20 protein-coding genes are annotated in these 21562 nt (G+C 68.2%); 13 read left to right on the forward strand and 7 right to left on the reverse strand.

Annotated elements, in window-relative coordinates; genetic code table 11:
* The 4 genes from IEV93_RS20870 (at nucleotide 1) to IEV93_RS20885 (ending at nucleotide 2104) form a co-directional block, all read left to right on the forward strand.
* Nucleotides 1–357, forward strand: coding sequence for a metal-sulfur cluster assembly factor (locus IEV93_RS20870; RefSeq protein ID WP_188492598.1), 357 nt, complete (start codon nucleotides 1–3; stop codon nucleotides 355–357).
* A 61-nt stretch (nucleotides 358–418) separates the two neighbouring features.
* The gene (locus IEV93_RS20875; RefSeq protein WP_229705371.1) at nucleotides 419–877 is read left to right on the forward strand and encodes a DnaJ family domain-containing protein; all 459 of its coding nucleotides are present in this window, start codon (nucleotides 419–421) and stop codon (nucleotides 875–877) included.
* Between the two features lie 61 nt (nucleotides 878–938).
* Nucleotides 939–1667: an SDR family oxidoreductase gene (locus IEV93_RS20880; protein ID WP_188492602.1), complete on the forward strand. Its 729-nt coding sequence runs from the start codon at nucleotides 939–941 to the stop codon at nucleotides 1665–1667.
* The gene (locus IEV93_RS20885; protein ID WP_229705372.1) at nucleotides 1664–2104 is read left to right on the forward strand and encodes a MarR family winged helix-turn-helix transcriptional regulator; all 441 of its coding nucleotides are present in this window, start codon (nucleotides 1664–1666) and stop codon (nucleotides 2102–2104) included. The genes IEV93_RS20880 and IEV93_RS20885 overlap by 4 nt, the downstream gene beginning before the upstream one ends.
* A 3-nt stretch (nucleotides 2105–2107) precedes the next feature.
* Here the strand turns inward: IEV93_RS20885 and IEV93_RS20890 are convergent, their stop codons facing one another.
* Both IEV93_RS20890 and IEV93_RS20895 read right to left on the reverse strand, forming a co-directional pair.
* On the reverse strand, nucleotides 2108–3253 hold the full coding sequence (locus IEV93_RS20890; protein ID WP_188492604.1) for a lycopene cyclase family protein: 1146 nt from the start codon (nucleotides 3251–3253) through the stop codon (nucleotides 2108–2110).
* A gap of 7 nt (nucleotides 3254–3260) precedes the next feature.
* Nucleotides 3261–4055 (reverse strand): SDR family oxidoreductase, encoded by a 795-nt coding sequence (locus IEV93_RS20895; RefSeq protein WP_188492606.1) that lies wholly within the window; start codon nucleotides 4053–4055, stop codon nucleotides 3261–3263.
* Nucleotides 4056–4141: 86 nt separating this feature from the next.
* Here IEV93_RS20895 and IEV93_RS20900 point away from each other — a divergent pair, with 86 nt between their 5' ends.
* Nucleotides 4142–5773, forward strand: coding sequence for an ABC-F family ATP-binding cassette domain-containing protein (locus IEV93_RS20900; RefSeq protein ID WP_188492608.1), 1632 nt, complete (start codon nucleotides 4142–4144; stop codon nucleotides 5771–5773).
* Here the strand turns inward: IEV93_RS20900 and IEV93_RS20905 are convergent, their stop codons facing one another.
* The 4 genes from IEV93_RS20905 to IEV93_RS20920 all read right to left on the reverse strand — a co-directional run bounded on the left by IEV93_RS20905 (nucleotide 5774) and on the right by IEV93_RS20920 (nucleotide 11620).
* Nucleotides 5774–7300 (reverse strand): acyl-CoA synthetase, encoded by a 1527-nt coding sequence (locus IEV93_RS20905; RefSeq protein ID WP_188492610.1) that lies wholly within the window; start codon nucleotides 7298–7300, stop codon nucleotides 5774–5776.
* A 110-nt stretch (nucleotides 7301–7410) separates the two neighbouring features.
* A complete protein-coding gene (locus IEV93_RS20910; RefSeq protein WP_188492612.1) occupies nucleotides 7411–8145 on the reverse strand; it encodes an aminoglycoside 3'-phosphotransferase in 735 nt (244 codons plus the stop codon).
* On the reverse strand, nucleotides 8142–8714 hold the full coding sequence (locus IEV93_RS20915) for a TetR/AcrR family transcriptional regulator (protein WP_188492614.1): 573 nt from the start codon (nucleotides 8712–8714) through the stop codon (nucleotides 8142–8144). The genes IEV93_RS20910 and IEV93_RS20915 overlap by 4 nt, the downstream gene beginning before the upstream one ends.
* A 101-nt stretch (nucleotides 8715–8815) precedes the next feature.
* Nucleotides 8816–11620 (reverse strand): aconitate hydratase, encoded by a 2805-nt coding sequence (locus IEV93_RS20920; protein WP_188492616.1) that lies wholly within the window; start codon nucleotides 11618–11620, stop codon nucleotides 8816–8818.
* A gap of 326 nt (nucleotides 11621–11946) precedes the next feature.
* Here IEV93_RS20920 and IEV93_RS20925 point away from each other — a divergent pair, with 326 nt between their 5' ends.
* The 8 genes from IEV93_RS20925 to IEV93_RS20960 all read left to right on the forward strand — a co-directional run bounded on the left by IEV93_RS20925 (nucleotide 11947) and on the right by IEV93_RS20960 (nucleotide 20657).
* Complete coding sequence (locus IEV93_RS20925) at nucleotides 11947–12582, forward strand: Rv1476 family membrane protein (protein WP_188492618.1); 636 nt, start codon at nucleotides 11947–11949, stop codon at nucleotides 12580–12582.
* A gap of 472 nt (nucleotides 12583–13054) precedes the next feature.
* Nucleotides 13055–14554: an NlpC/P60 family protein gene (locus tag IEV93_RS20930; protein ID WP_229705373.1), complete on the forward strand. Its 1500-nt coding sequence runs from the start codon at nucleotides 13055–13057 to the stop codon at nucleotides 14552–14554.
* Between the two features lie 150 nt (nucleotides 14555–14704).
* Complete coding sequence (locus IEV93_RS20935) at nucleotides 14705–15937, forward strand: AAA family ATPase (RefSeq protein ID WP_229705374.1); 1233 nt, start codon at nucleotides 14705–14707, stop codon at nucleotides 15935–15937.
* Complete coding sequence (locus IEV93_RS20940) at nucleotides 15924–16865, forward strand: DUF58 domain-containing protein (RefSeq protein WP_188492620.1); 942 nt, start codon at nucleotides 15924–15926, stop codon at nucleotides 16863–16865. Before IEV93_RS20935 ends, IEV93_RS20940 begins: the two co-directional genes overlap by 14 nt.
* Nucleotides 16866–16870: 5 nt before the next feature.
* The gene (locus IEV93_RS20945) at nucleotides 16871–17845 is read left to right on the forward strand and encodes a VWA domain-containing protein (RefSeq protein ID WP_188492622.1); all 975 of its coding nucleotides are present in this window, start codon (nucleotides 16871–16873) and stop codon (nucleotides 17843–17845) included.
* A 94-nt stretch (nucleotides 17846–17939) separates the two neighbouring features.
* Nucleotides 17940–18695, forward strand: a complete 756-nt coding sequence (fabG1, locus tag IEV93_RS20950) for a 3-oxoacyl-ACP reductase FabG1 (RefSeq protein ID WP_188492624.1) — start codon at nucleotides 17940–17942, stop codon at nucleotides 18693–18695.
* A 58-nt stretch (nucleotides 18696–18753) separates the two neighbouring features.
* The gene (gene inhA, locus IEV93_RS20955) at nucleotides 18754–19590 is read left to right on the forward strand and encodes an NADH-dependent enoyl-ACP reductase InhA (RefSeq protein WP_188492626.1); all 837 of its coding nucleotides are present in this window, start codon (nucleotides 18754–18756) and stop codon (nucleotides 19588–19590) included.
* Nucleotides 19587–20657, forward strand: a complete 1071-nt coding sequence (locus tag IEV93_RS20960) for a ferrochelatase (protein WP_188492628.1) — start codon at nucleotides 19587–19589, stop codon at nucleotides 20655–20657. Before inhA ends, IEV93_RS20960 begins: the two co-directional genes overlap by 4 nt.
* Before the next feature lie 31 nt (nucleotides 20658–20688).
* Here the strand turns inward: IEV93_RS20960 and IEV93_RS20965 are convergent, their stop codons facing one another.
* Nucleotides 20689–21531 (reverse strand): Rv1486c family protein, encoded by an 843-nt coding sequence (locus tag IEV93_RS20965; protein WP_188492629.1) that lies wholly within the window; start codon nucleotides 21529–21531, stop codon nucleotides 20689–20691.
* Nucleotides 21532–21562 lie beyond the last annotated feature (31 nt).

Here is a 21562-nt window from a genome sequence, read left to right on the forward strand (position 1 = left end):
ATGAGTGAGACAACAACACCGACCGGCGAGGTCACGACCTCCCTGCCGAGCCTCGACGACGTCGAGGAGGCCATGCGCGACGTGGTCGACCCCGAGCTGGGCATCAATGTCGTCGACCTCGGCCTGATCTACGGCATCGATGTCGACGCCGAGGCCGTGGCGAAGATCGACATGACCCTGACCTCGGCGGCCTGCCCGCTGACCGACGTCATCGAGGACCAGTCGCGTGCCGCGGTCGTCGGGAGCGGGCTGTGCACCGAACTGGTGATCAACTGGGTCTGGCTGCCGCCGTGGGGGCCGGACAAGATCACCGACGACGGACGCGAACAGCTCCGCGCGCTGGGCTTCACCGTCTGAACCTCGTCGATCGGCGATGGATCCACACACCGGCCCCGAGCGGCCGGTCCATTCTGACGAGGTGTCGGAGCCTGATGCGGCGCCGGATCTCGACAGCAGGCGTGCGCGCCGCCGTCGACGCTGGCAGCAGCCGCCGGTGCCGGAAACCCGCGTCGACCGACTGATCCGGGAGGCTCGCGAGCGCGGCGATTTCGACGACCTGCCCGGCCTCGGCCAACCGCTCGATCTGCGCGGTCTCGACGACCCCGAGTGGTGGGCCAAGAAGAAGATCCGCGACGAGGGGCTCGACTCGTCGGCGTTGCTGCCGGCCACGTTGCAGTTGCGACGCGAACGACAGGAGTACCCGGAGTCGCTGCGCGACATACGCAGTGAGGAGTCGGTCCGCCGAATTCTCGTCGATTTCAACCGCCGGGTGAAGCGGGAACGGCTGGCGCCGTCCCTCGGTCCGGCCTCGCGCATCGTCGTGCCCACCATCGACATCGAAGACATGGTCGAGCGTTGGCGGGCACTACCGCGTTAGACCCTGCAGCAGCCCGTCCCATCCTGGCGCGATATCAGTTGTAGAGACTACAATGGTTGTTATGACTACAACTGTTGAACGCGAAGACGCATTCGAACGATCCCTCGACCGTGTCCTGCTGATCGGGGCCTCGCGCGGTCTCGGCCTCGCCCTGGCCGACGAATGGTCCGGACTCGGCAGACAGGTGGTGGCCACCGTGCGCGGTTCTTCTCGGACGCCGCTGCACGACCTCGCCGACCACGATGGCCGGGAGATCGAGATCGAGACCGTCGACATCACCGAGCCCGACCAGATCGCCGCACTCCGCGAGCGGTTGGACGGCCGCACCTTCGACCTGTTGTTCGTCAACGCGGGCGTGACCAACGAACCCGAGGGGACAGTCGCCGAGACCAGCGACGAGGAGTTCACCCGGGTGATGATCACCAACGCGCTGAGCCCGTTGCGCGTCATCGAGGCGCTGGCGGATCTCGTGGAACCCGATGGCACCATCGGGGTGATGTCGTCGGGGCAGGGGAGTGTCGCCAACAATGTGAACGGCGGCCACGAGGTGTACCGCGGGAGCAAGGCAGCACTGAACACGTACGTGCGGAGCTACGCAGCGCGGCATGCAGGCGGCCGACGCTCGCTGGTGCTGATGGCGCCGGGGTGGGTGCAGACCGATCTCGGTGGCAGCGAGGCACGTCTGACCGTCGACGACTCCATCCCGAACGTCGTCACGACGCTGGACTCCCTCTCCGGATCCACCGATCTGCGATACGTCGACTACCTCGGACGTACGGTGCCCTGGTGAGCGACCCCACCCGCCAGGATCACGGTGCCTGGGAACGGATGTACCGCTACGTCGAGGCGCAGAACCGCCGGGGCGAACTCGCCGACGCCCTCGGGTTCCGCCTCGGTGGTGGGCGGGGCAAGGTCCTGTTCCAGCTGCGCGATCGACCGATGACGTTGCGCGAACTCGCCGAGGCCAACAACGTCGACGCACCGTACGCGACGCTGATCGTCGACAAACTAGAAGCGCATGGACTCGTCGAGCGTCGCCCGCACCCCGACGACAGACGCCGCAAGCTGGTCACACTCACCTCAGAGGGTCACGACGCCATCGCGACGGCCGACGCCATCCTCCTGCGGCCGCCGCCGTCGGTGTCCGCGCTCACCGACGACGAACTCCGGACGCTGGCCGAACTCCTGGGCCGCATGCTCGACGCGGACGACACCGCCGGAGGCTGACGGTCACCAGCGGGTCGGCGCCGCCGCTCCGCGAGCCACCGCGATCCCGACCCCCGGGTCGGCGACCCGCATCATCGTGAGCATCGCCGCCATCACCCCGCGTGGATCATCTCGGCCCGAGAGGTAGGCGCGCTGACGGTCGGGCGGCAGGGTGAAGAAGGCGTCGAAGAACTCGACGGTCGTCTCGGCGTCGAGGCCCAGCAGCGCGTTGAGTCCTCGCCGACGCAGGGTGTGCACGAGTCGCGCTCGTGCCGTCCACAGGGCCGAACCGGGATCGCCGTTGCGCTCGATCGCCGCGACTACGTCGTCGGCGCACCGCATCGAGGTGGCGACGCTGTAGCCGGTCGCCGGGTGCATGAGACCGCCGGCCGCGCCGAACGTCGTGGGGCGCGACGTCCACGGACGTCCGCCACCCCCGGTCACCGCGAAATGGACCCGCTCGATGTCGTCGCCGTCGACGTCGATCGCATGACCGAGACGATTCATCCTGGTGCGCAGGCGTTCTCGTAGCGTGCCGACCGACAGTGCCGGGTGCCCGACCAGGCAGGTCTCCTCGACGAGTACGCGATCGGGCGACACCGGGACCGTGTACAGAAAGCTCGGGACGCGTGGTTGCCGGTCGGAGCCGTCGAACGTTCGCCAGTCCATCAGGACGGCCGGGTCGTCACCCAGGATCGGGGTGGCTGATTCGGCGGGGACGAACACGCCGTACGCGGTCTGCGCCGGACCGGTCGTCGAGATCGACCCGCGTGCGTCGACGACGACCTGTGCGTGCACGGTGGTGCCGGTGCTCACCGACACCGACCGCGCGTCAGCGGTCATGGCCGTCCCGCCGACCACGCGGACCCCGTCCAGATTCAGGCTGCGCTGCAGGGTCGGGGTGTCGAGCACCGTGTAGCCACGGCGCAGGGTGTGCTGCCCGGGGGAGTACACCGCCACCGAATCGACCTGGTGCGCGATGGCGGTCGCGTCGACCCACGACGGGAGTTCGTCGGTCCAGGTGGCGTAGGTCGAGCGCCACACCCGATCGGGGTCGCGGTCGACGAGCACGACGTCGATGCCGGCCACCGCGGCTCGGTGGGCCAGCGACCGCCCGGCCGGTCCCGCTCCGACGACGGCCAGGGTGCACCGGAGGTCGGTGTCGACCACGGTGGTCCTAGCTGCCGGCGGCGAGCATGCCGCCGTCGATTCGGATCGTCTCGCCGGTGATCCAGCTGGACTCGTCACCGGCGAGGAAGGCCACCACCTGCGCGACATCGGTCGGCACGCCCACCCGCTTGAGCGGATAGCGCGACGCCACGACGTCCTCGCCGGCGGTGAGCAGTCCCTCGGCGAACTGTGTCTTCACCACGGCGGGGGCGACCGCGTTCACCCGGATGCCGGGCCCGAGCTCGGCCGCGAGCTCCTCGGTCAACCGGATCAGCGCGGCCTTCGACGCACCGTAGGCGGCGATGACCCCGGTGGACGACAGTCCGGCCACGCTGGCGATGTTGACGACGGTCCCGCCGTGGGACCCCATGCCGGCGCGATGGCACTCCTGGATGAACCCGAGTGCGGCGACGACGTTGACGTCGAAGATCTTGCGGACGGCATCGAGGTCGGCCGACATCAGCGGCCCGAAGATCGGATTGATCCCGGTGTTGTTGACGAGGATGTCGACGGTGCCGGTCGACGCGGCCGCGGTGGCGACCGCGCGGGCGCGGTCCTCGGGCGATCCCGCGTTGCCGGGTTCGGCCGCGACGACGGCACCCGGGACGGCAGCTCGGATGGACTCCGCGGCCTGCTCCAACGGCTCCGGTTTGCGCGCGGTGATGGTGACGGCCGCACCGCGACGGGCGAGCTCGGTGGCGATCGACAGGCCGATGCCCCGGCTCGCGCCGGTCACCAGGGCCGAGCGTCCGGCGAGCGATCGGAGGTCGGATCCGGCGGGTGCGTCTGTTGGTTCGGTCACATCCTGCACCGTAACGAAGCACCTCCGGCGCCCGCCGCGCGGTCATGGCGAAAAGCAATGGTCATGAGCGCGTAAACTCAAGCGTCGTGATCACGGCAACCGACCTCGAGGTGCGCGCAGGCGTCCGCACCCTTCTCAATGTTCCGGGGCCGGGTATCCGCATTCAGCCCGGCGACCGGATCGGACTGGTCGGCCGTAACGGTGCCGGCAAGACGACCACCCTGCGCATCCTGGCCGGTGAGGGCGAGCCGTACGCCGGCTCCGTCAGCACCATCGGCGAGGTCGGGTACCTCCCGCAGGACCCCAAAGAGGGCGATCTGAACGTCCTCGCCAAGGACCGGGTGCTCTCCGCGCGAGGTCTCGACACCCTGCTGCGCGACCTGGAGAAGCAGCAGGCGCTGATGGCCGAGGTCGCCGATCCGGTGGCCCAGGACAAGGCGGTCCGCCGCTACGGAGAACTGGAGGACCGTTTCTCCTCGCTCGGCGGGTACGTCGCCGAGTCCGAGGCCGCCCGCATCTGCAACAGCCTGAGCCTGCCCGACCGTGTTCTCGAGCAACCACTCAAGACGCTCTCGGGCGGTCAGCGCCGTCGCATCGAGCTGGCCCGGATCCTGTTCGCCGCGGCCGACGGCAGCGGCGGCAAGTCCAACACCACCCTGTTGCTCGACGAACCCACCAACCACCTCGACGCCGACTCCATCGGCTGGCTGCGCGCGTTCCTGCACAACCACGACGGCGGCCTCGTCGTGATCAGCCACGACGTGGATCTGCTGGCCGACGTCGTCAACCGCGTCTGGTTCCTCGACGCCGTCCGCAGCGAGGTCGACGTCTACAACATGACGTGGAAGAAGTACCTCGACGCCCGCGCCAGCGACGAGCAGCGCCGCAAACGGGAACGCGCCAACGCCGAGAAGAAGGCGGGTGCGCTGCGCGTGCAGGCCGCGAAGATGGGCGCCAAGGCCACCAAGGCCGTCGCAGCGCAGAACATGCTCAAACGGGCCGATCGGATGCTGGACGAACTCGACGCCGAGCGGGTCTCCGACAAGACCGCCAAGATCCGTTTCCCCGAGCCCGCATCGTGTGGCAAGACGCCGTTGATGGCGTCCAACCTCACCAAGATGTACGGCTCGCTGGAGATCTTCACCGGCGTCGACCTCGCCATCGACAAGGGCAGTCGGGTGGTGATCCTCGGGCTCAACGGCGCGGGTAAGACCACGCTGCTGCGCCTGCTCGCCGGTGTGGAGAAGCCCGACACCGGAACCCTCGAACCCGGGTTCGGGCTGAAGGTGGGGTACTTCGCGCAGGAACACGACACCCTCGACGACCGCGCCTCGGTGTGGGAGAACATCCGCCACGCCGCACCCGATGCGGGCGAGCAGGACCTCCGCGGTCTCCTGGGTGCGTTCATGTTCACCGGGCCGCAACTCGAGCAGCCGGCCGGGACGCTGTCCGGCGGTGAGAAGACCCGCCTCGCATTGGCCGGTCTGGTGTCGTCGGCGGCGAACGTCCTGCTGCTCGACGAGCCGACCAACAACCTGGACCCCATCTCCCGCGAGCAGGTGCTCGACGCGCTGCGCACCTACTCCGGTGCCGTCGTGCTGGTCACGCACGATCCGGGTGCCGCCGCCGCGTTGGAGCCCGAGCGGGTCATCCTCCTGCCCGACGGTACCGAGGACCACTGGAGCGACGAGTATCAGGAGCTCATCGAGCTCGCCTGATCACCGATACTGCTTCTGCAGTTGACCTTTCACCAGCTTGCCGGTGGCGGTCCGGGGTAGTTCGTCGACGAAGTCGACGGTGCACGGAACCTTGTAGGCGGCGAGCGCCTCGCGGGTGAACGCGATGAGTTCGGCGGCGAGTTCCTCGGACGCCGAGGCGCCGGCCTCGAGCTGCACGCAGGCCTTGACCTCCTCGCCCAGTTCGTCGTTCGGCACCCCGATCACCGCGACGTCGAACACGGCGGGGTGACCGATCAGGATGTTCTCGGCCTCCTGCGGGTAGATGTTCACGCCACCGGAGATGATCATGAAGGCCTTGCGGTCGGTCAGGTAGAGGAAGCCGTCGTCGTCGACGTGCCCGATGTCGCCGGTGGTGGCCCATAGGGGATGGTCGGGATGCTGTGCGGCACGGGTCTTCTCAGGGTCGTTGTGATAAGAGAAGGTCTGCGCCTCACGCTCGAAGAACACGGTCCCGGTCTCGCCGGTGGCCAACTCGGTCCCGTCGTCGTCGCAGACGTGGATGACCCCGAGCAGCGGCTTGCCGACCGACCCCGGATGCGCGAGAGCCTCCTCGCTGTTGATGAAGGTGGCCCCGACCGCCTCGGTCGACGAGTAGTACTCCTGGATGACCGGACCCCACCACTCGATCATCGCGCGTTTGACGTGCACCGGACACGGTGCTGCGGCGTGGATGGCGACCTTCATCGACGAGACGTCGTAGGAGTCGCGGGTCTGCGCGGGGAGCTTGAGCATGCGGATGAACATGGTGGGCACCCACTGGCTGTGCGTGGCCCCGTACTTCTCGATCAGTCGCAACGCCTCCTCCGCGTCGAACCGGTCCATCATCACCACGGTTCCGCCCACCGACTGGGTCATGCCGCAATACCTCAGCGGCGCAGCGTGATACAGCGGGGCGGGCGAGAGGTAGACGGTGTTCTCGTCGAACCCGTACATGGGCGCGAAGATCGCCGTGTAGACGTCCGGGATCTCGTCGACCTGCCCCTCGGGCAGAGCCGGTTTGATCCCCTTGGGGCGTCCGGTCGTCCCCGACGAGTAGAGCATGTCGTGCCCGCGTGGTTGGGTCGCCGGACGTAGCGGTGACGCCTCGGCGAGGGCCGCGTCGTAGGAGTCGAACCCGCCGATGCCCGCGCCCCAGGCGAAGCGACGTTCGATGGTCGGGACCTCATCGCTGGCCGAGACCGCATCGGCGGAGGCGGTGCTGGCGAACAGGACGCGCGCACCACAATCACCGAGGATGAAGTTCGTCTCCGCAGCGGTCAGATGATAGTTGACCGGTGTGATGTACAACCCCGAACGCAGTGCGGCCCAGTAGACCTCGAACATCCGGAGGTCGTTGGTCGACACGAGTGCGATGCAGTCGCCTCGGCGTAATCCCAGTTCGTGCAGCAGATTCGCCAGGCGGGTCGATCGCTCGTCGAGTTCGCGGTAGGTGAGTTGCTCACCGGTGGCGGGCGAGATCGCGGCCGGCTTGTCGGGCGTCGTCGCCGCGAACACTCCTGGGAACATGTGTGTGGCCGAACCTTCCGCTGACGTCATCGCGTGTGGGTCCGATGCTATCGATCGAGAACGATCCCGGAGGGCGAATAACTCAACTTACGGCGGCGGCCGGGAAGTCGTCAGGTGTTGTCCCACAGGCGCTGGTAGTAGTCCATCCGAACTGCATCCGGCGCCACCCCATAGGCGGCGAGGAGATGGTCCGACCAGCCCGGACCGTAGTTCCACAGGGTGCTCATGGCCGCCACCGTGATGTCCGCCCAGCGATCGGCGACGCCGAGCGACCCCAGATCGACGTGCCCGGCCACGTTCCCGTCGTCGCCGAGAAGGGTGTTGGGGCAGCAGGGGTCGCCGTGGCACACCACTAGTCGGTCGACGCTCGGTGCGCTCTCGAGATCGGCGGGTACCCGGATTCCGCGATCCCGCGCCTGCTCGATCCGTTCGGCGGGTGCCCACGACCATGGGCACTGCGCCACCGGCAGCGCCTCGTGAAGTGCGCGCAGGCCCCGTCCCACCGCCGCGACGGCGACGGCCGGTCGGGCGATCCATTCGTCGGCAACCGCACTGCGCGCCGGGATGGCCGTGGTCACCAGCCACTGTCCGTCCGTATCCGATCCGTGGGACACGACCTCTGGCACGGTGAGAAAGCCGACCGCCCATCGCATTCGGATGGCTTCGTCGCGCAGCGATATCTCCGCGGAGTGCGGTTGCCACTTGACGAAGCGGGGTGAGCGGGCATCGTCGACGACGTAGGTGACGCCGCCGGCGTCGTTGAGCCAGACGGGTGTCACGGTGGCGCCGGATGCCTCCGCAAGAACGACCGGTGGGATCGGTCCCGGGGGCACCGCCGCGGTCATCGCGACCGGGGACGCCGCACCGACTCCTCGACGAGGTCGAGGACGGCGTGCAGGTCGCCGCTTCGATGACCCGACGCGAGCCGGGTGATCATGCCGTCGAGGACCAGGTCCAGGTACTGCACGATGACCGCGGTCGGGATGTCGTCGCGCAGGCGGCCTGCGCTGCGCTGGCGCTCCAGTCGGGCCAGGGTCGCGGTCTCGAGATCGACCGACCGCGCCAACCACTCGGTGCGGAACGCGGCGTCGGTGCGCAGTTTGCGCGCGATCTCCAGGCGGGTCCCAAGCCAGTCGAAATCCTCGGGGTGGTCGAGCATGTCGCGCATGACCTGGACGAGCCCCTGTTCGGCGGCGACGTCGGCCATCCGTTCGGCGTCCTCGTGGGCCAGGGCCAGGAACAACGCTTCCTTGTCCCGGAAGTGGTGGAAGATCGCGCCGCGGGAGAGTTCGGTCGCCTCCTCGAGGCGACGGACGGTGGCACCGTCGTAGCCGTACTCGGCGAAGCACCGCCGTGCCCCGTCGAGGATCTCGCGACGACGCGCGGCGAGATGGTCCTCGCTGACCTTGGGCACGGTGTTGACCTCTGATTCATGGCGTGCTCACCCACGGTGGACCCGGGAACGGGTCCACCGTGGGATGAACGACTTCGGTACTGCGGTACTGCGGTACTGCGTCAGTCCTTGATCATGTTGCGCAGCACGTACTGCAGGATGCCGCCGTTGCGGTAGTAGTCCGCCTCACCGGGGGTGTCGATGCGCACGACCGCGTCGAACTCGACGGTGGAGCCGTCGGTCTTGGTCGCGACGACCTTCACGGTCGACGGGACACCACCGTTGTTGAGCTCCTCGATACCGCTGATGTCGAACGTCTCGGTGCCGTCGAGCTTCAGCGACCCGTGCGACTCGCCCTCGGGGAACTGCAGCGGGATGACGCCCATGCCGATGAGGTTCGAGCGGTGGATGCGCTCGAAGCTCTCGGTGATGACGGCCTTGACGCCCAGCAGGCTGGTGCCCTTCGCGGCCCAGTCGCGCGACGACCCGGTGCCGTACTCCTTGCCACCGAGCACCACGAGCGGGGTGCCCGCCGCGGCGTAGTTCTGCGCGGCGTCGTAGATGAACGACTGCGGCGCATCATCCTGGGTGAAGTCGCGGGTGTATCCACCCGAGACACCGTCGAGCAGCTGGTTCTGCAACCGGATGTTGCCGAACGTCGACCGGATCATCACCTCGTGGTTGCCGCGACGGGCACCCAGCGAGTTGTAGTCCTTGCGCTCCACACCGTTGGCGTCGAGGTACTGCGCGGCGGGGGTACCCGGCTTGATCGTCGAGGCGGGGGAGATGTGGTCGGTCGTGACCGAGTCACCCAGCTTCGCGAGGACGCGCGCGCCGGTGATGTCCTTCACCGGAGCCGGCTCACGCTGCATGCCCTCGAAGTACGGGGGCTTGCGCACGTAGGTGGACTTCTCGTCCCACTCGAACGTCTTGCCGTCCGGGGTGGGCAGTCCGCGCCAGCGCTCGTCGCCCTTGAACACGTCGGCGTAGTCGGCCGCGTACTGCTCCGGCGAGATCGACTCCGAGATCGTCTTCTCGATCTCCTCACCCGACGGCCAGATGTCCTTCAGGAAGACGTCGTTGCCGTCGGTGTCCTGGCCCAGCGGGTCGGACTCGAAGTCGAAGTCCATGGTGCCTGCGAGGGCGTAGGCGATGACCAGCGGCGGCGAGGCCAGGTAGTTCATCTTCACATCGGGGTTGATGCGTCCCTCGAAGTTGCGGTTGCCCGAGAGCACCGCGGTCGCGGTCAGGTCGTGCTCGTTGATCGCCTTGGAGATCTCCTCCGGCAGCGGGCCCGAGTTGCCGATGCAGGTGGTGCAGCCGTACCCGACAAGGAAGAAGCCCAGCTTCTCCAGGTACGGCCACAGGCCGGCCTTCTCGTAGTAGCCGGTGACGACCTGCGAACCGGGGGCCATCGAGGTCTTCACCCACGGCTTGGAGGTCAGGCCGCGGTCGACGGCGTTGCGGGCCAACAGTCCGGCGCCGATCATGACCGACGGGTTGGAGGTGTTGGTGCAGCTGGTGATCGACGCGATCGAGACGATGCCGTGGTCGAGGATCATCGAGCCGAGCTCGTCGGAGTCGACACGGACCGGCTTGGTCGGGCGACCGGTCGCGTTGCGCGCGGCGGAGTGCAGCGGTGCGGCGTCGTCGTCGGCGAAGGACAGAGCGGCCGGATCCGAGGCCGGGAAGGTGTCCTCGACGGCGTCGTCGAGCTTGGTGTGCTCGGCGGAGTTGCCATTCTCCACGTAGTTGTGGATGTCCTTGCGGAACGCGTTCTTCGCGTCCCACAGCTCGATGCGGTCCTGCGGACGCTTCGGTCCGGCGATCGAGGGGACGACCTGGGCCAGGTCGAGCTCGAGGTACTCGGAGTACACCGACTCCTTTTCGCCGTCGTGCCACATGCCCTGCTCTTTGGCGTAGGCCTCGACCAGCGCGAGCTGCTCCTCGCTGCGACCGGTCAGACGGAGGTACTTCACCGTCTCCTCGTCGATGGGGAACATCGCGCAGGTGGAACCGAACTCGGGGCTCATGTTGCCGATGGTCGCGCGGTTGGCCAGCGGCACCGCCGCCACGCCCTTGCCGTAGAACTCGACGAACTTGCCGACGACGCCGTGCTTGCGCAGCATCTCGGTGATGGTGAGGACCACGTCAGTCGCGGTCACGCCCGCCTTGGTCTCGCCGGACAGCTTGAAGCCGACGACGCGGGGGATGAGCATCGAGATCGGCTGGCCGAGCATCGCGGCCTCGGCCTCGATGCCGCCGACGCCCCAGCCCAGGACACCCAGACCGTTCTCCATCGTGGTGTGCGAGTCGGTGCCGACGCAGGTGTCGGGGTAGGCCTGTCCGTCGCGGACCATGATCGACCGGGCGAGGTGCTCGATGTTGACCTGGTGGACGATGCCGGTGCCCGGGGGGACGACCTTGAAGTCGTCGAACGCGCCCTGGCCCCAACGGAGGAACTGGTAACGCTCCTCGTTGCGCTGGTACTCGATGTCGACGTTGCGCTCGAACGCCTGGGCGTTGCCGAAGGCCTCGATGATGACCGAGTGGTCGATGACCATCTCGGCGGGCGCCAGCGGGTTGACCTTGTCCGGGTCGCCGCCGAGCTCCTGCACGGCCTCACGCATCGTGGCGAGGTCGACGATGCAGGGCACGCCGGTGAAGTCCTGCATGATCACGCGCGCAGGCGTGAACTGGATCTCGATGCTCGGATCCGCGGACGGGTCCCAGTCGGCGATCGCGCGGATGTGGTCGGCGGTGATGTTCGCGCCGTCCTCGGTGCGCAGCAGGTTCTCGGCGAGAACCTTCAGCGCGTAGGGAAGCTTGTCGGCACCCTCGACTGCGCTGAGACGGAAGATCTCGTACGAGTTCTCGCCGACCTCCAACGTCCCCTTGGCACCATATGTATCGATACTCGAGCTCACAGAACACTCCACTCTCGCTGTGTCGACGGGGCGGCGCCGACGTTTGTCACCGGCGGGCTGGCCGGCGCTGTTGCGGGCACCCGAGGCAGATCGGATGCGTGGGACAAGTCTAGCAGTACGCGCGTACTGGTTAAATCACCACCGGGTGACGGGGTGTCGCGCACACGGTGAACATCGCGTGTCCCCGACCCGCGCGAGCGGGCCGCGACATCGCGGTTCGATCACCGCGGGTCAATTGTGTCGTACTGTGCCTGTGGATGTGACCCCTATGGAGGGTCTTGGCGGGGGTGAGTCATCGACCCCGGACCGGAAGGCAGCGACACGACATGGCCCCCACCGCGAGCACCTGGGTGCAGAGTCCGGCGATGTCGATCATCCCCGCGAACGTCGACCTGACGGCGATAGAGGCCGATCTGGCCGACGACCACGTCGCCGCACCCGCCGACATCGCGCCGCGCCTGACCTCGGTGGTGTCGCAGGCCAGGGACAAGGGTCACGACATGTACTTCGTGGTGCTGTCGGAATCGCAGCCGAAGTTCACCTACTTCCGCGACATCGCCACCGCGCTGCAGGAGGAGACCGGGGGAACGGTCGTCGTGTTCGGCCCCGGGACCGTCGGTTCGGCGTCCGACGACTTCAGCCGGGTGCAGCTCGAGCAGGCACAGGACAATCTGTCGACCAGCAATCCGCCGGTCGCCGCGCAGCAGCTGCTCGACCGGATGACCGATCAGACGCAGGTCCCGTGGACCGTCGTCACCATCGCGTTGATCGTCGTGGTGGCCCTGGGTGCGGTCGCGGCCCGGATCCTGGGACGTCGCCGCGCCGGCGCCGCCACCTCGACCAACCCGACGGAATCGGCCTCGGTCGTACCGACGGAGTCGGCCTCGGTCATACCGACGGAGTCCGAGGAGACCAGCGGGTCCGTATCCGGCGACGGCGAGCAGGACCGCTCGATCCGCTAGAGCGCGTCGGCAAATCCGCCGTTTGCCACCTTTAATGAATTACCTCCGTGTCATTCACGAGATATATCCGTGATGACGCGCAGTTCACCGCATAAATGCAGGTAATCACCCCTTTGTAATTTGTGACTCATGTTTCGCTCGGGGCATTTGTGGCGTACGGTTCGACATGTCATTGGTGGTGTTGATGGGGAAGTTGACACCTGCCGGGACACAAGTTGGCGGTGGTGATCAGTGATCGTGTCGTATCCGGCGGTGTCGGAATCGACCGGATTGCGGTGTCGCCGGACGATCGGGCGTCCACCAGCCGCACGTCAGTTCTGCGAGGGAGTCATCAGTGCGACGTATCGTTCCCGTCGGCCGAGCACGCGCAGCGCGCGGTTCGCACCGTCGGCCACACGCCGCTCCGGGTCAACACGATCCGGGTCGAAACCACCACACCGAATCACCCGGGACCCGCGACCGCGGGCCTCGGATGACTGCGGTCGCCACGATGGCCCTGGTGGTGATCATCGCCATGCTGGGCATGGGCGCAGGCCCGTCCGTAGCGGCCCCGTCCGCGGGTGATTCGCCGCGGAGTCCCGGCGGCATCGCCGAGCTGATCAACCAGATCGCCGGTACCGACCAACATCTGGCCGATCTCGACAACACCGTCGCGCTCAAGCGGGAGTCGGTGAACCGCACTCTCGTCGACCTGCAGAACGCCCGCGATCAGGAACGCCTCGCGTCCATCGCGATGAAGGGGTCGCAGGACGCGCTCGGCAAGGCCACCGCGGCCATCAGCACGGCGCAGCGCGGCTTCGACGACTTCGTGCGCAACCTCTATCGCCAGGGCAGCTCGCAGAGTTCGATGACGAACTACCTGTCCACCTCCGACCCGGGTGCGGTTCTCGACCGCGCCGGGATCCTGGATCGGCTCACCAAGGAACAGAAGGCCTCGATCGATCGACTGAAGGTCGCCCGCAACGAGCAGGCGAACCGGGTCGCGACCGCAGCGGTCACCCGGAAGCAGGCGTCGTTCGCCACGAAGTCGGCGGCGGCGCGCAAGAATGATGCGCTGCAAGCGATTCAGGACGCGATGGCCGCGGTCCGGACCGAATCGGCGCGACGCGTCGAACTGACCGCCGCCCGTGATCAGGCGCAGGCCCAGCTCGACGCACTGCGTGGCCGCGCCGCGGCGGCTGCGGCCGCTGTGGTCCCGGGTCAGGTGCAGGCCGCCGCTCCGGCTCAGGCCCCGGCTGCCGGCGCGCCTGCGGGTCAGGCACCGGCAGCCCAGGCTCCGTCGGCGCAGGCTCCGGCCATCCCCGGACGCGTTCCGGCCGCCGCACCGGTCAACCCGATGCAGAATGCGATCGCCACCGCCGCGCAGTCGGCGCTGAAGGTCGCCGCGGAGGCTGCCGCGAAGCTCGCGGTCGACGCGGCGCAGCAGGTGTTGGCGTCGGTCGTCGCATCGATCCAGCGTCCGCACACCGATCTCAACGGGACCGATCAGGGCACCACCGCCACCCCGGGGACCGGCGGTTCCACCTCGGTCACACCCGGCGTCACCGGATCGGCTGCGGTGGAGATCGTGGTCAACCGTGCCCTCTCGCAGCTCGGCGTCACCTACGCGTGGGGCGGTGGCAACGCCAACGGACCCACCAAGGGCATCCGGGACGGCGGCGTCGCCGACAGCTACGGCGACTACAACAAGTCCGGTTTCGACTGCTCGGGTCTGATGATCTACGCGTTCGCCGGCATCGGGATCTCGTTGCCGCACTACACCGGCTACCAGTACACCTCCGGTAAGAAGGTCCCGCTGTCGCAGATGCAGCGCGGCGACATGATCTTCTACGGCCCCAACGCGAGCGAGCACGTCGCGCTCGTCCTGGGCAACAACCAGATGGTGGAGGCACCGCAGTCCGGGTCGGTCGTCAAGATCTCGCCCCTGCGGACCAGCGGCGCCATGCCGTACGTCATCCGCCTCACGGGGTAGCCACCCGGTTTCGTCAGTCGGCGACCTCGACACCTTCGGCGTCGCCGGTGAGCAGCGCGTTCGCACGCATCCGACCCTCGGGTGCGTGCGACCGCTACTCTCGGTGAGGTCAAGTCCCCCCACTACCGGCTCTCAATCGGAGGATCACGCGTGTCCGCAACGCACGACGGCAATGACCAGGGCGGCGAGTTCGCACTCACCGACGCGGACGTGAAGCTCCTGGAGCGCGCGATGTTCGAGGTCAAGCGCGTCATCGTCGGGCAGGATCAGCTCATCGAGCGGATCCTGGTCGGTCTGCTGGCGCGCGGCCACATCCTCCTCGAAGGTGTCCCCGGGGTCGCCAAGACCCTCGCGGTCGAGACCTACGCGCACGTCATCGGCGGCAGCTTCTCGCGTGTGCAGTTCACGCCCGACCTCGTGCCCACCGACCTCATCGGCACCCGCATCTACCGGCAGGGCCGCGAGGAGTTCGACACCGAACTCGGGCCGGTCGTGGCCAACTTCCTGCTCGCCGACGAGATCAACCGCGCGCCGGCCAAGGTGCAGTCGGCGTTGCTCGAGGTGATGGCCGAGCGCCATCTCTCCATCGGTGGGACGACCTATCCGATGCCCGATCCGTTCCTGGTCATGGCGACGCAGAACCCGATCGAGAACGAGGGTGTCTACCCGCTGCCCGAGGCGCAGCGCGACCGCTTCCTGTTCAAGATCCTCGTCGACTACCCCTCGGTGGAGGAGGAGCGCGAGATCGTCTACCGCATGGGCACCCGGGTCCCGACCGCGGGCCAGATCCTCGACCCCGAGTCGACGGTCCGTCTGCAGAAGGTCGCCGCGAACGTCTTCGTCCACCATGCGCTGGTGGACTACGTGGTCCGGGTGATCACCGCGACCCGCCGCCCGGCCGACTTCGGCATGAACGACGTCGCGAGCTGGCTGTCCTACGGCGCGTCTCCGCGCGCCACGCTGGGTATCGTCGCGGCCGCCCGTGCGCTCGCCCTGGTCCGAGGTCGCGACTACGTGATCCCCTCCGACGTCGTCGAGATAATCCCTGACGTCCTGCGTCATCGTCTGGTGCTCAGCTACGACGCGCTCGCCGACGAGATCGACGCGGACCAGGTGATCACCCGCGTGCTGCAGACCGTGGGACTGCCCCAGGTCAGTGCCCAGCCGATCCAGGGCGGGCCCGCACCGCAGTCCGCACCGGCCGGGCCCCAGCAGGGTGCACCTCAGCAGGGCGTACCTCAGCACGGTGTGCCCCAGCCCCCCAACGGCGCGCCGGTGGGCATGGCCAAGCCCCAGCAGTCGGCTCCCGGCCAGGCACCGGATCCGCGCGTCGCCGGCGCCCACCCGGCGCCGACGCACGGCCGCATCGATGGCGGACGCTGACCGCCTGCCGTCGTTCGGCGCGGGCACCCTCGACGACCCGACGCTGACCGCGGCACTGAAGACGCTCGAGATCACGGTGCGCCGCAAGCTCGACGGCGTCCTGCAGGGTGATCACATGGGACTGATCCCCGGTCCCGGCTCCGAGCCCGGTGAGGCTCGTATGTACCAACCGGGCGACGACGTGCGTCGGATGGACTGGTCGGTCACCGCACGGACGACCCATGCCCACGTCCGCCAGATGGTCGCCGACCGCGAGCTCGAGACCTGGCTGGTCGTGGACATGTCGGCGAGTCTGGACTTCGGCACGGTCAACGGGACCAAGCGCGATCTGTCGGTCGCCGCGTGCGCCGCGATCACTCATCTCACCCTCGGCGGCGGCAACCGGATCGGCGCGATCGTCGCCACCGGCGACACCATCGTGCGGATCCCCGCCCGCAGCGGGCGGGCGCACGCGCTGAACCTCCTCAAGACCATCGCGACGACCCGTCGCAGTTCCGACGGGGTCCGCGGAGACCTCAACGCCGGCATCGACGCGTTGCGCCGCCCCGAGCGCCGCCGCGGACTCGCCGTGGTCGTCAGCGACTTCCTCGGTCCCATCGACTGGGACCGCCCACTGCGTGCCGTCGGTGGCCACCACGAACTCCTCGGCGTCGAGGTCCTCGATCCCCGGGACATGGCCCTGCCCGACGTCGGGGAAGTGGTCCTGCGTGACGCCGAGAGTGGTCAGGTCCGTGAGATCACCGTGACCGACCGTGTCCGCGACGACTTCGCGCGCGCGGCGCGAGCCCATCAGTCCGACGTCCATCGGACGTTGCGCACGTGTGGCGCACCTACTCTGACGTTGAGCACCGACCGTGACTGGATCTCCGACGTGGTGCGTTTCGTGGTGCGTCGCCGCCGCGGTCTCGGCGCCGGATCGGGACGGTAGCGGCCATGTTCGATCTCGCGACCCCCTGGTGGCTGCTGATCCTGCTGCTCGTCGTCGGACTCGGCGTCGGCTACGTCTACATGCAGAGGCGCAGGCACAACCGCGCACTGAGATTCGCCAATCTGGAGCTGCTGAACTCCGTCGTCCCGACCCAGCGCAACCGGTTTCGCCACGTGCCGATCGCGGTCATGCTGGTCGGCCTGATCCTGCTGACCGTGGCGTTGGCCGGCCCGCAGGCCGACCGCCGCATCCCGCGGAACAAGGCGACGGTCATCCTGGTGATCGACGTGTCCCGGTCGATGAACGCGACCGACGTCGCACCCTCGCGCATCAAGGCTGCTCAGCAGGCGGCCAAGAAGTTCGCCGACGACCTCACCGACGGAATCAACCTCGGTCTGATCTCCTACGCGGGCACCGCCGCGACCCTGGTCTCGCCGACCCCGGACCACAACGCGACCAAGGTCGCCGTCGACAAACTCCAACTCGAGGACAAGACGGCCACCGGCGAGGGCATCTTCGCGGCCATCCAGCAGATCAAGACCCTCAACGCCGTACTCGGCGGGGACAAAGGCGCGCCGCCCGCCCGGATCGTGCTCGAGTCTGACGGCAAAGAGACGGTGCCCGACGACCCGGACGATCCCCGCGGCGCGTTCACCGCGGCCCGCAAGGCCAAAGAGGAACGCATCCCGGTCAACACCATCTCGTTCGGTACCTCGACGGGGTCGGTGGACCTCGAGGGCGACCGGATCCCGGTGCCGGTCGACGACGAGTCGCTGAACAAGATCGCCAGCCTGTCCGGCGGCGAGTTCTTCACCGCGTCGAGCCTCGACGAGCTCACCAAGGTCTACGACACCCTGCAACAACAGATCGGGTACGAGACACGCAAGGGCGACAACTCACGTCCGTGGTTGATCGCGGGCACGATCCTGGTGCTGCTGGCCGCTGTGGGTGCCGTGGCACTCAATCGGCGCCTACCGTGACCCGTCACAACACCGGATCGCCGAGCCGCCCACTGCCCACCCGGGATTCGACCTGCTCCACGTCGCGCCACGCGCGGACGATAGGTTGACCTCCATGGCAGACACCACGACATCGACAGACGAGTCCACAGCCGCGGGGGGCCGGATCTCCCGCTCGGTACTGGTGACCGGCGGCAACCGCGGTATCGGACTGGCCATCGCACAGCGCCTGGCCGCCGACGGACACAAGGTCGCGGTGACCCACCGCGGCTCCGGCGTGCCCGACGGTCTGTTCGGCGTCGTGTGCGACGTGACCGACGCCGAGTCCATCACCACGGCCTTCGCCGAGGTCGAGAAGCATCAGGGCCCCGTCGAGGTCCTGGTCTCCAACGCGGGCGTCACCGACGACACGCTGCTGATGCGGATGAGCGAGGAGCAGTTCTCCAAGGTCATCGACGCCAACCTCACCGGATCGTTCCGCGTCGCCAAGGCCGCGTGTCGATCGATGCTGCGCAAGCGATTCGGGCGGTTCATCTTCATCGGCTCGGTGGTCGCCACCATGGGTACCCCCGGCCAGATCAACTACGCCTCGTCCAAGGCCGGTCTGATCGGCATGGCGCGGTCGCTGACCCGCGAGCTCGGGTCGCGCTCGATCACCGCCAACGTCGTCGCCCCCGGCTTCATCGACACCGAGATGACCGCTGCGCTGCCCGAGAACTACCAGGAGCAGGCGCTGCAGTTGATCCCGGCGCAGCGCATGGGCCGGACCGACGAGGTCGCGGCGGTCGTCAGTTGGCTCGCCTCGGACGATTCGTCGTACGTGTCGGGGGCGGTCATCCCCGTCGACGGCGGCCTCGGCATGGGCCACTGAGGCACACCACATCACCCGCACGACCACCACAGCAACAGCCACAGCCAGGAGGACACACGTGAGCGGACTGCTCGAGGGCAAGACCATCTTGATCACCGGCATCATCACCGATTCGTCGATCGCGTTCCACGCCGCGGCGATGGCGCAGAACGAGGGCGCCAAGGTCATCATCACCGGCATCCCCGAGCGTCTGCGCTTGATCGACCGCATCGCGCGCCGACTCCCGACCGAGGTCCCGGCGGCCATCGGTCTCGATGTCACCAACGAGGAGAACCTCGGCGAACTCGCCGACAAGGTTCGTGAGCTGGCCCCCGAGGGGGTCGACGGCGTCCTGCACTCGATCGCGATGGCACCCAAGAACCTGATGGGTCCCGATGCGGTGCCGTTCCTCGACGCCCCCGGACCCGATGCGGCCAAGTCGTTCGAGATCTCCGCCTGGAGCTACGCCGCGCTGGCCCGCGCCGTGCTGCCTGCGATGAACGAGGGTGGCTCCATCGTGGGCATGGACTTCGACCCGCGTACCGCCATGCCGTACTACAACTGGATGGGTGTGGCCAAGGCCGCACTCGAGTCGGTGAACCGTTACGTGGCACGGGAAGTCGGTGCCGCCAAGCGGATCCGGTCCAACCTCGTCGCCGCCGGGCCGATCAAGACGCTCGCTGCCAAGGCGATCGCGGGTACCGCGACCGACGACGCCAAACAGCTCAACATGCTCAACGAGTACTGGGACGGTGCGTCGCCGATCGGGTGGAATGTCGACGACCCCACCGTGGTCGCGAAGTCGATCTGTGCGCTGCTCTCGGACTGGTTGCCCGGCACCACCGGGTCGATCGTCTACGTCGACGGTGGCGCGAGCCACAACACCTGGTTCCCCGAGGGTTTCACCGGTTCATGAGCACTTCCTTCGACTCCATCCTGGTGCTGTCGTTCGGTGGTCCCGACGGGCCCGACGACGTCCGTCCGTTCCTGGAGAACGTCACGCGGGGTCGAGGGGTGCCACCGGAGCGGCTCGACGAGGTCGCCGAGCACTACCTGCACTTCGGTGGTGTCTCGCCGATCAACCGCCTCAATCTGGACATCATCGACCACCTCCGGGCCGGCCTGGACGCGGCCGGGATCGACCTCCCGGTGTACTTCGGGAACCGGAACTGGCATCCGATGATCGAGGACACGGTGTCGGCGATGTACGACGACGAACGCCGCCACGCCCTGGTGTTCCCGACCTCGGCGTGGGGTGGGTACTCCGGCTGCGCGCAGTACCACGAGGACATCCGACGGGCTCTGGATGCCTTGTCGGACAAGCATGGTCAGCCCGGCACGGATCTGATGGACCTGCGCAAGCTGCCGCACTACTGGGACCGTCCGGAGATGACGGCGGCCTGCGCCGACGCCATCACCGCGGCCCGTGACAGACTCCCGGCCGATCGTCGTGGCGACGCCCGCCTCGTGTTCACCGCGCACTCGATCCCGTCCGCGGCCGACAAGGCCGCAGGTCCACCGGCGCAGGGCGGGCATCTCTACAGCCGTCAGGTGGCCGCTGCGTCCGAACGTGCCGCCGCTGCGGCCGGTTTCGCCGCCCACGACCTGGTGTGGCAGTCGCGATCGGGACCGCCGCAGATCCCGTGGCTCGAGCCCGACATCTGCGATCACCTCGAAACCCTTGCCGCACAGAACCTCGACCCGGTGATCGTGTGCCCGATCGGATTCGTCTCCGACCACCTCGAGGTGGTCTGGGATCTCGACACCGAGGCGGTGGAGGTCGCCGAACGACTCGACCTGCCGATGGAACGCGCCGGCACGGTGGGTGTCGATCCGCGGTTCACCGACATGATCGTGTCGCTGATCTCGGCGCAGCTCCAGGGACTCGACACCGACGCCGCGGGGATGGGGTGTACCGAGAACGGCGCCCGCTGCGCGGTGGGATGCTGTGTCTCGCAGCGCCCCTCACGCCCGGCCGCCTGAGTCGGCCGCCGGGACGAACCACCGGGTCGCGTTACCGCAGGCTCTGCTCGGACTCGCTGATGATCGTGTTGACCGCGGTCATCCGCGCCAGTCGCGTCAGCGACCGCAATCTCTCCACCGCGTGGTCGCCGCTCGACTGGGTCCCCGAGGTCAGTCCGAACGCCGGGCTCCGCTCGAGCACCAGATCGACGATCGCCGCCACCTGGGTCGCCTGGTCGATCACGCGGATGACGCGTTCGGAGGTGTGCGGCGGTAGATCGATGTGCGAGCGCGCGGTGAGTTCGGTGAGCCGCGTGCGCAGATCGGGCGCACCCGCGGCGGTCGACGGCGCATCCATCGACCCCAACTGTGTGAACAGTTCGGCGGCCGATCGGATGCCCTGTCGCAGCTCGTATTCGACGGTGGCGAGGCTCTCCACCGGTCGGGGGGTGACCCGGCCGAGGTGATGTGCGGTCCAGGTGACGGTGTCCGTCGCGACCGTGCGCGCGACGAGTCCGTAGGCGTCGTCACTGCCGGGGTCGGACGCTGTCGGCCACAGCACCAGGATCTCCCCGGTGTCGAGAGCGCCGCGCAGAGCAGGGGACGCCACGATGCCGCAGGTGTCGCCCGGCGACGGCATCAGCAGTCGGATGCACCGGGAGTTGCGGATCATCCGCAGCAGGCTCCCGGTGCCGGTCTCCGCGGCGCCCAGCGACAACGCCTGCGCCGCCGCGGGGTCGGCGGCGGTGATGCGGTGGCTGTCGGCGGCGTCGGACAGCGCGTCGACGATGTCGTCGGGTGCGCACTGCCCGCTGCGCCACCGCGCACCCCACGTGGCGAGGCTGGTGAGGGCGCGGAGGCTGCCGGTCGGTGGTTGGTGGGTGGTCTCGGTCATCGATCGCCACGATAGCGGTCCGCCCCGACCC

The organism is Williamsia phyllosphaerae (genome assembly GCF_014635305.1).
Classification (GTDB): domain Bacteria; phylum Actinomycetota; class Actinomycetes; order Mycobacteriales; family Mycobacteriaceae; genus Williamsia_A; species Williamsia_A phyllosphaerae.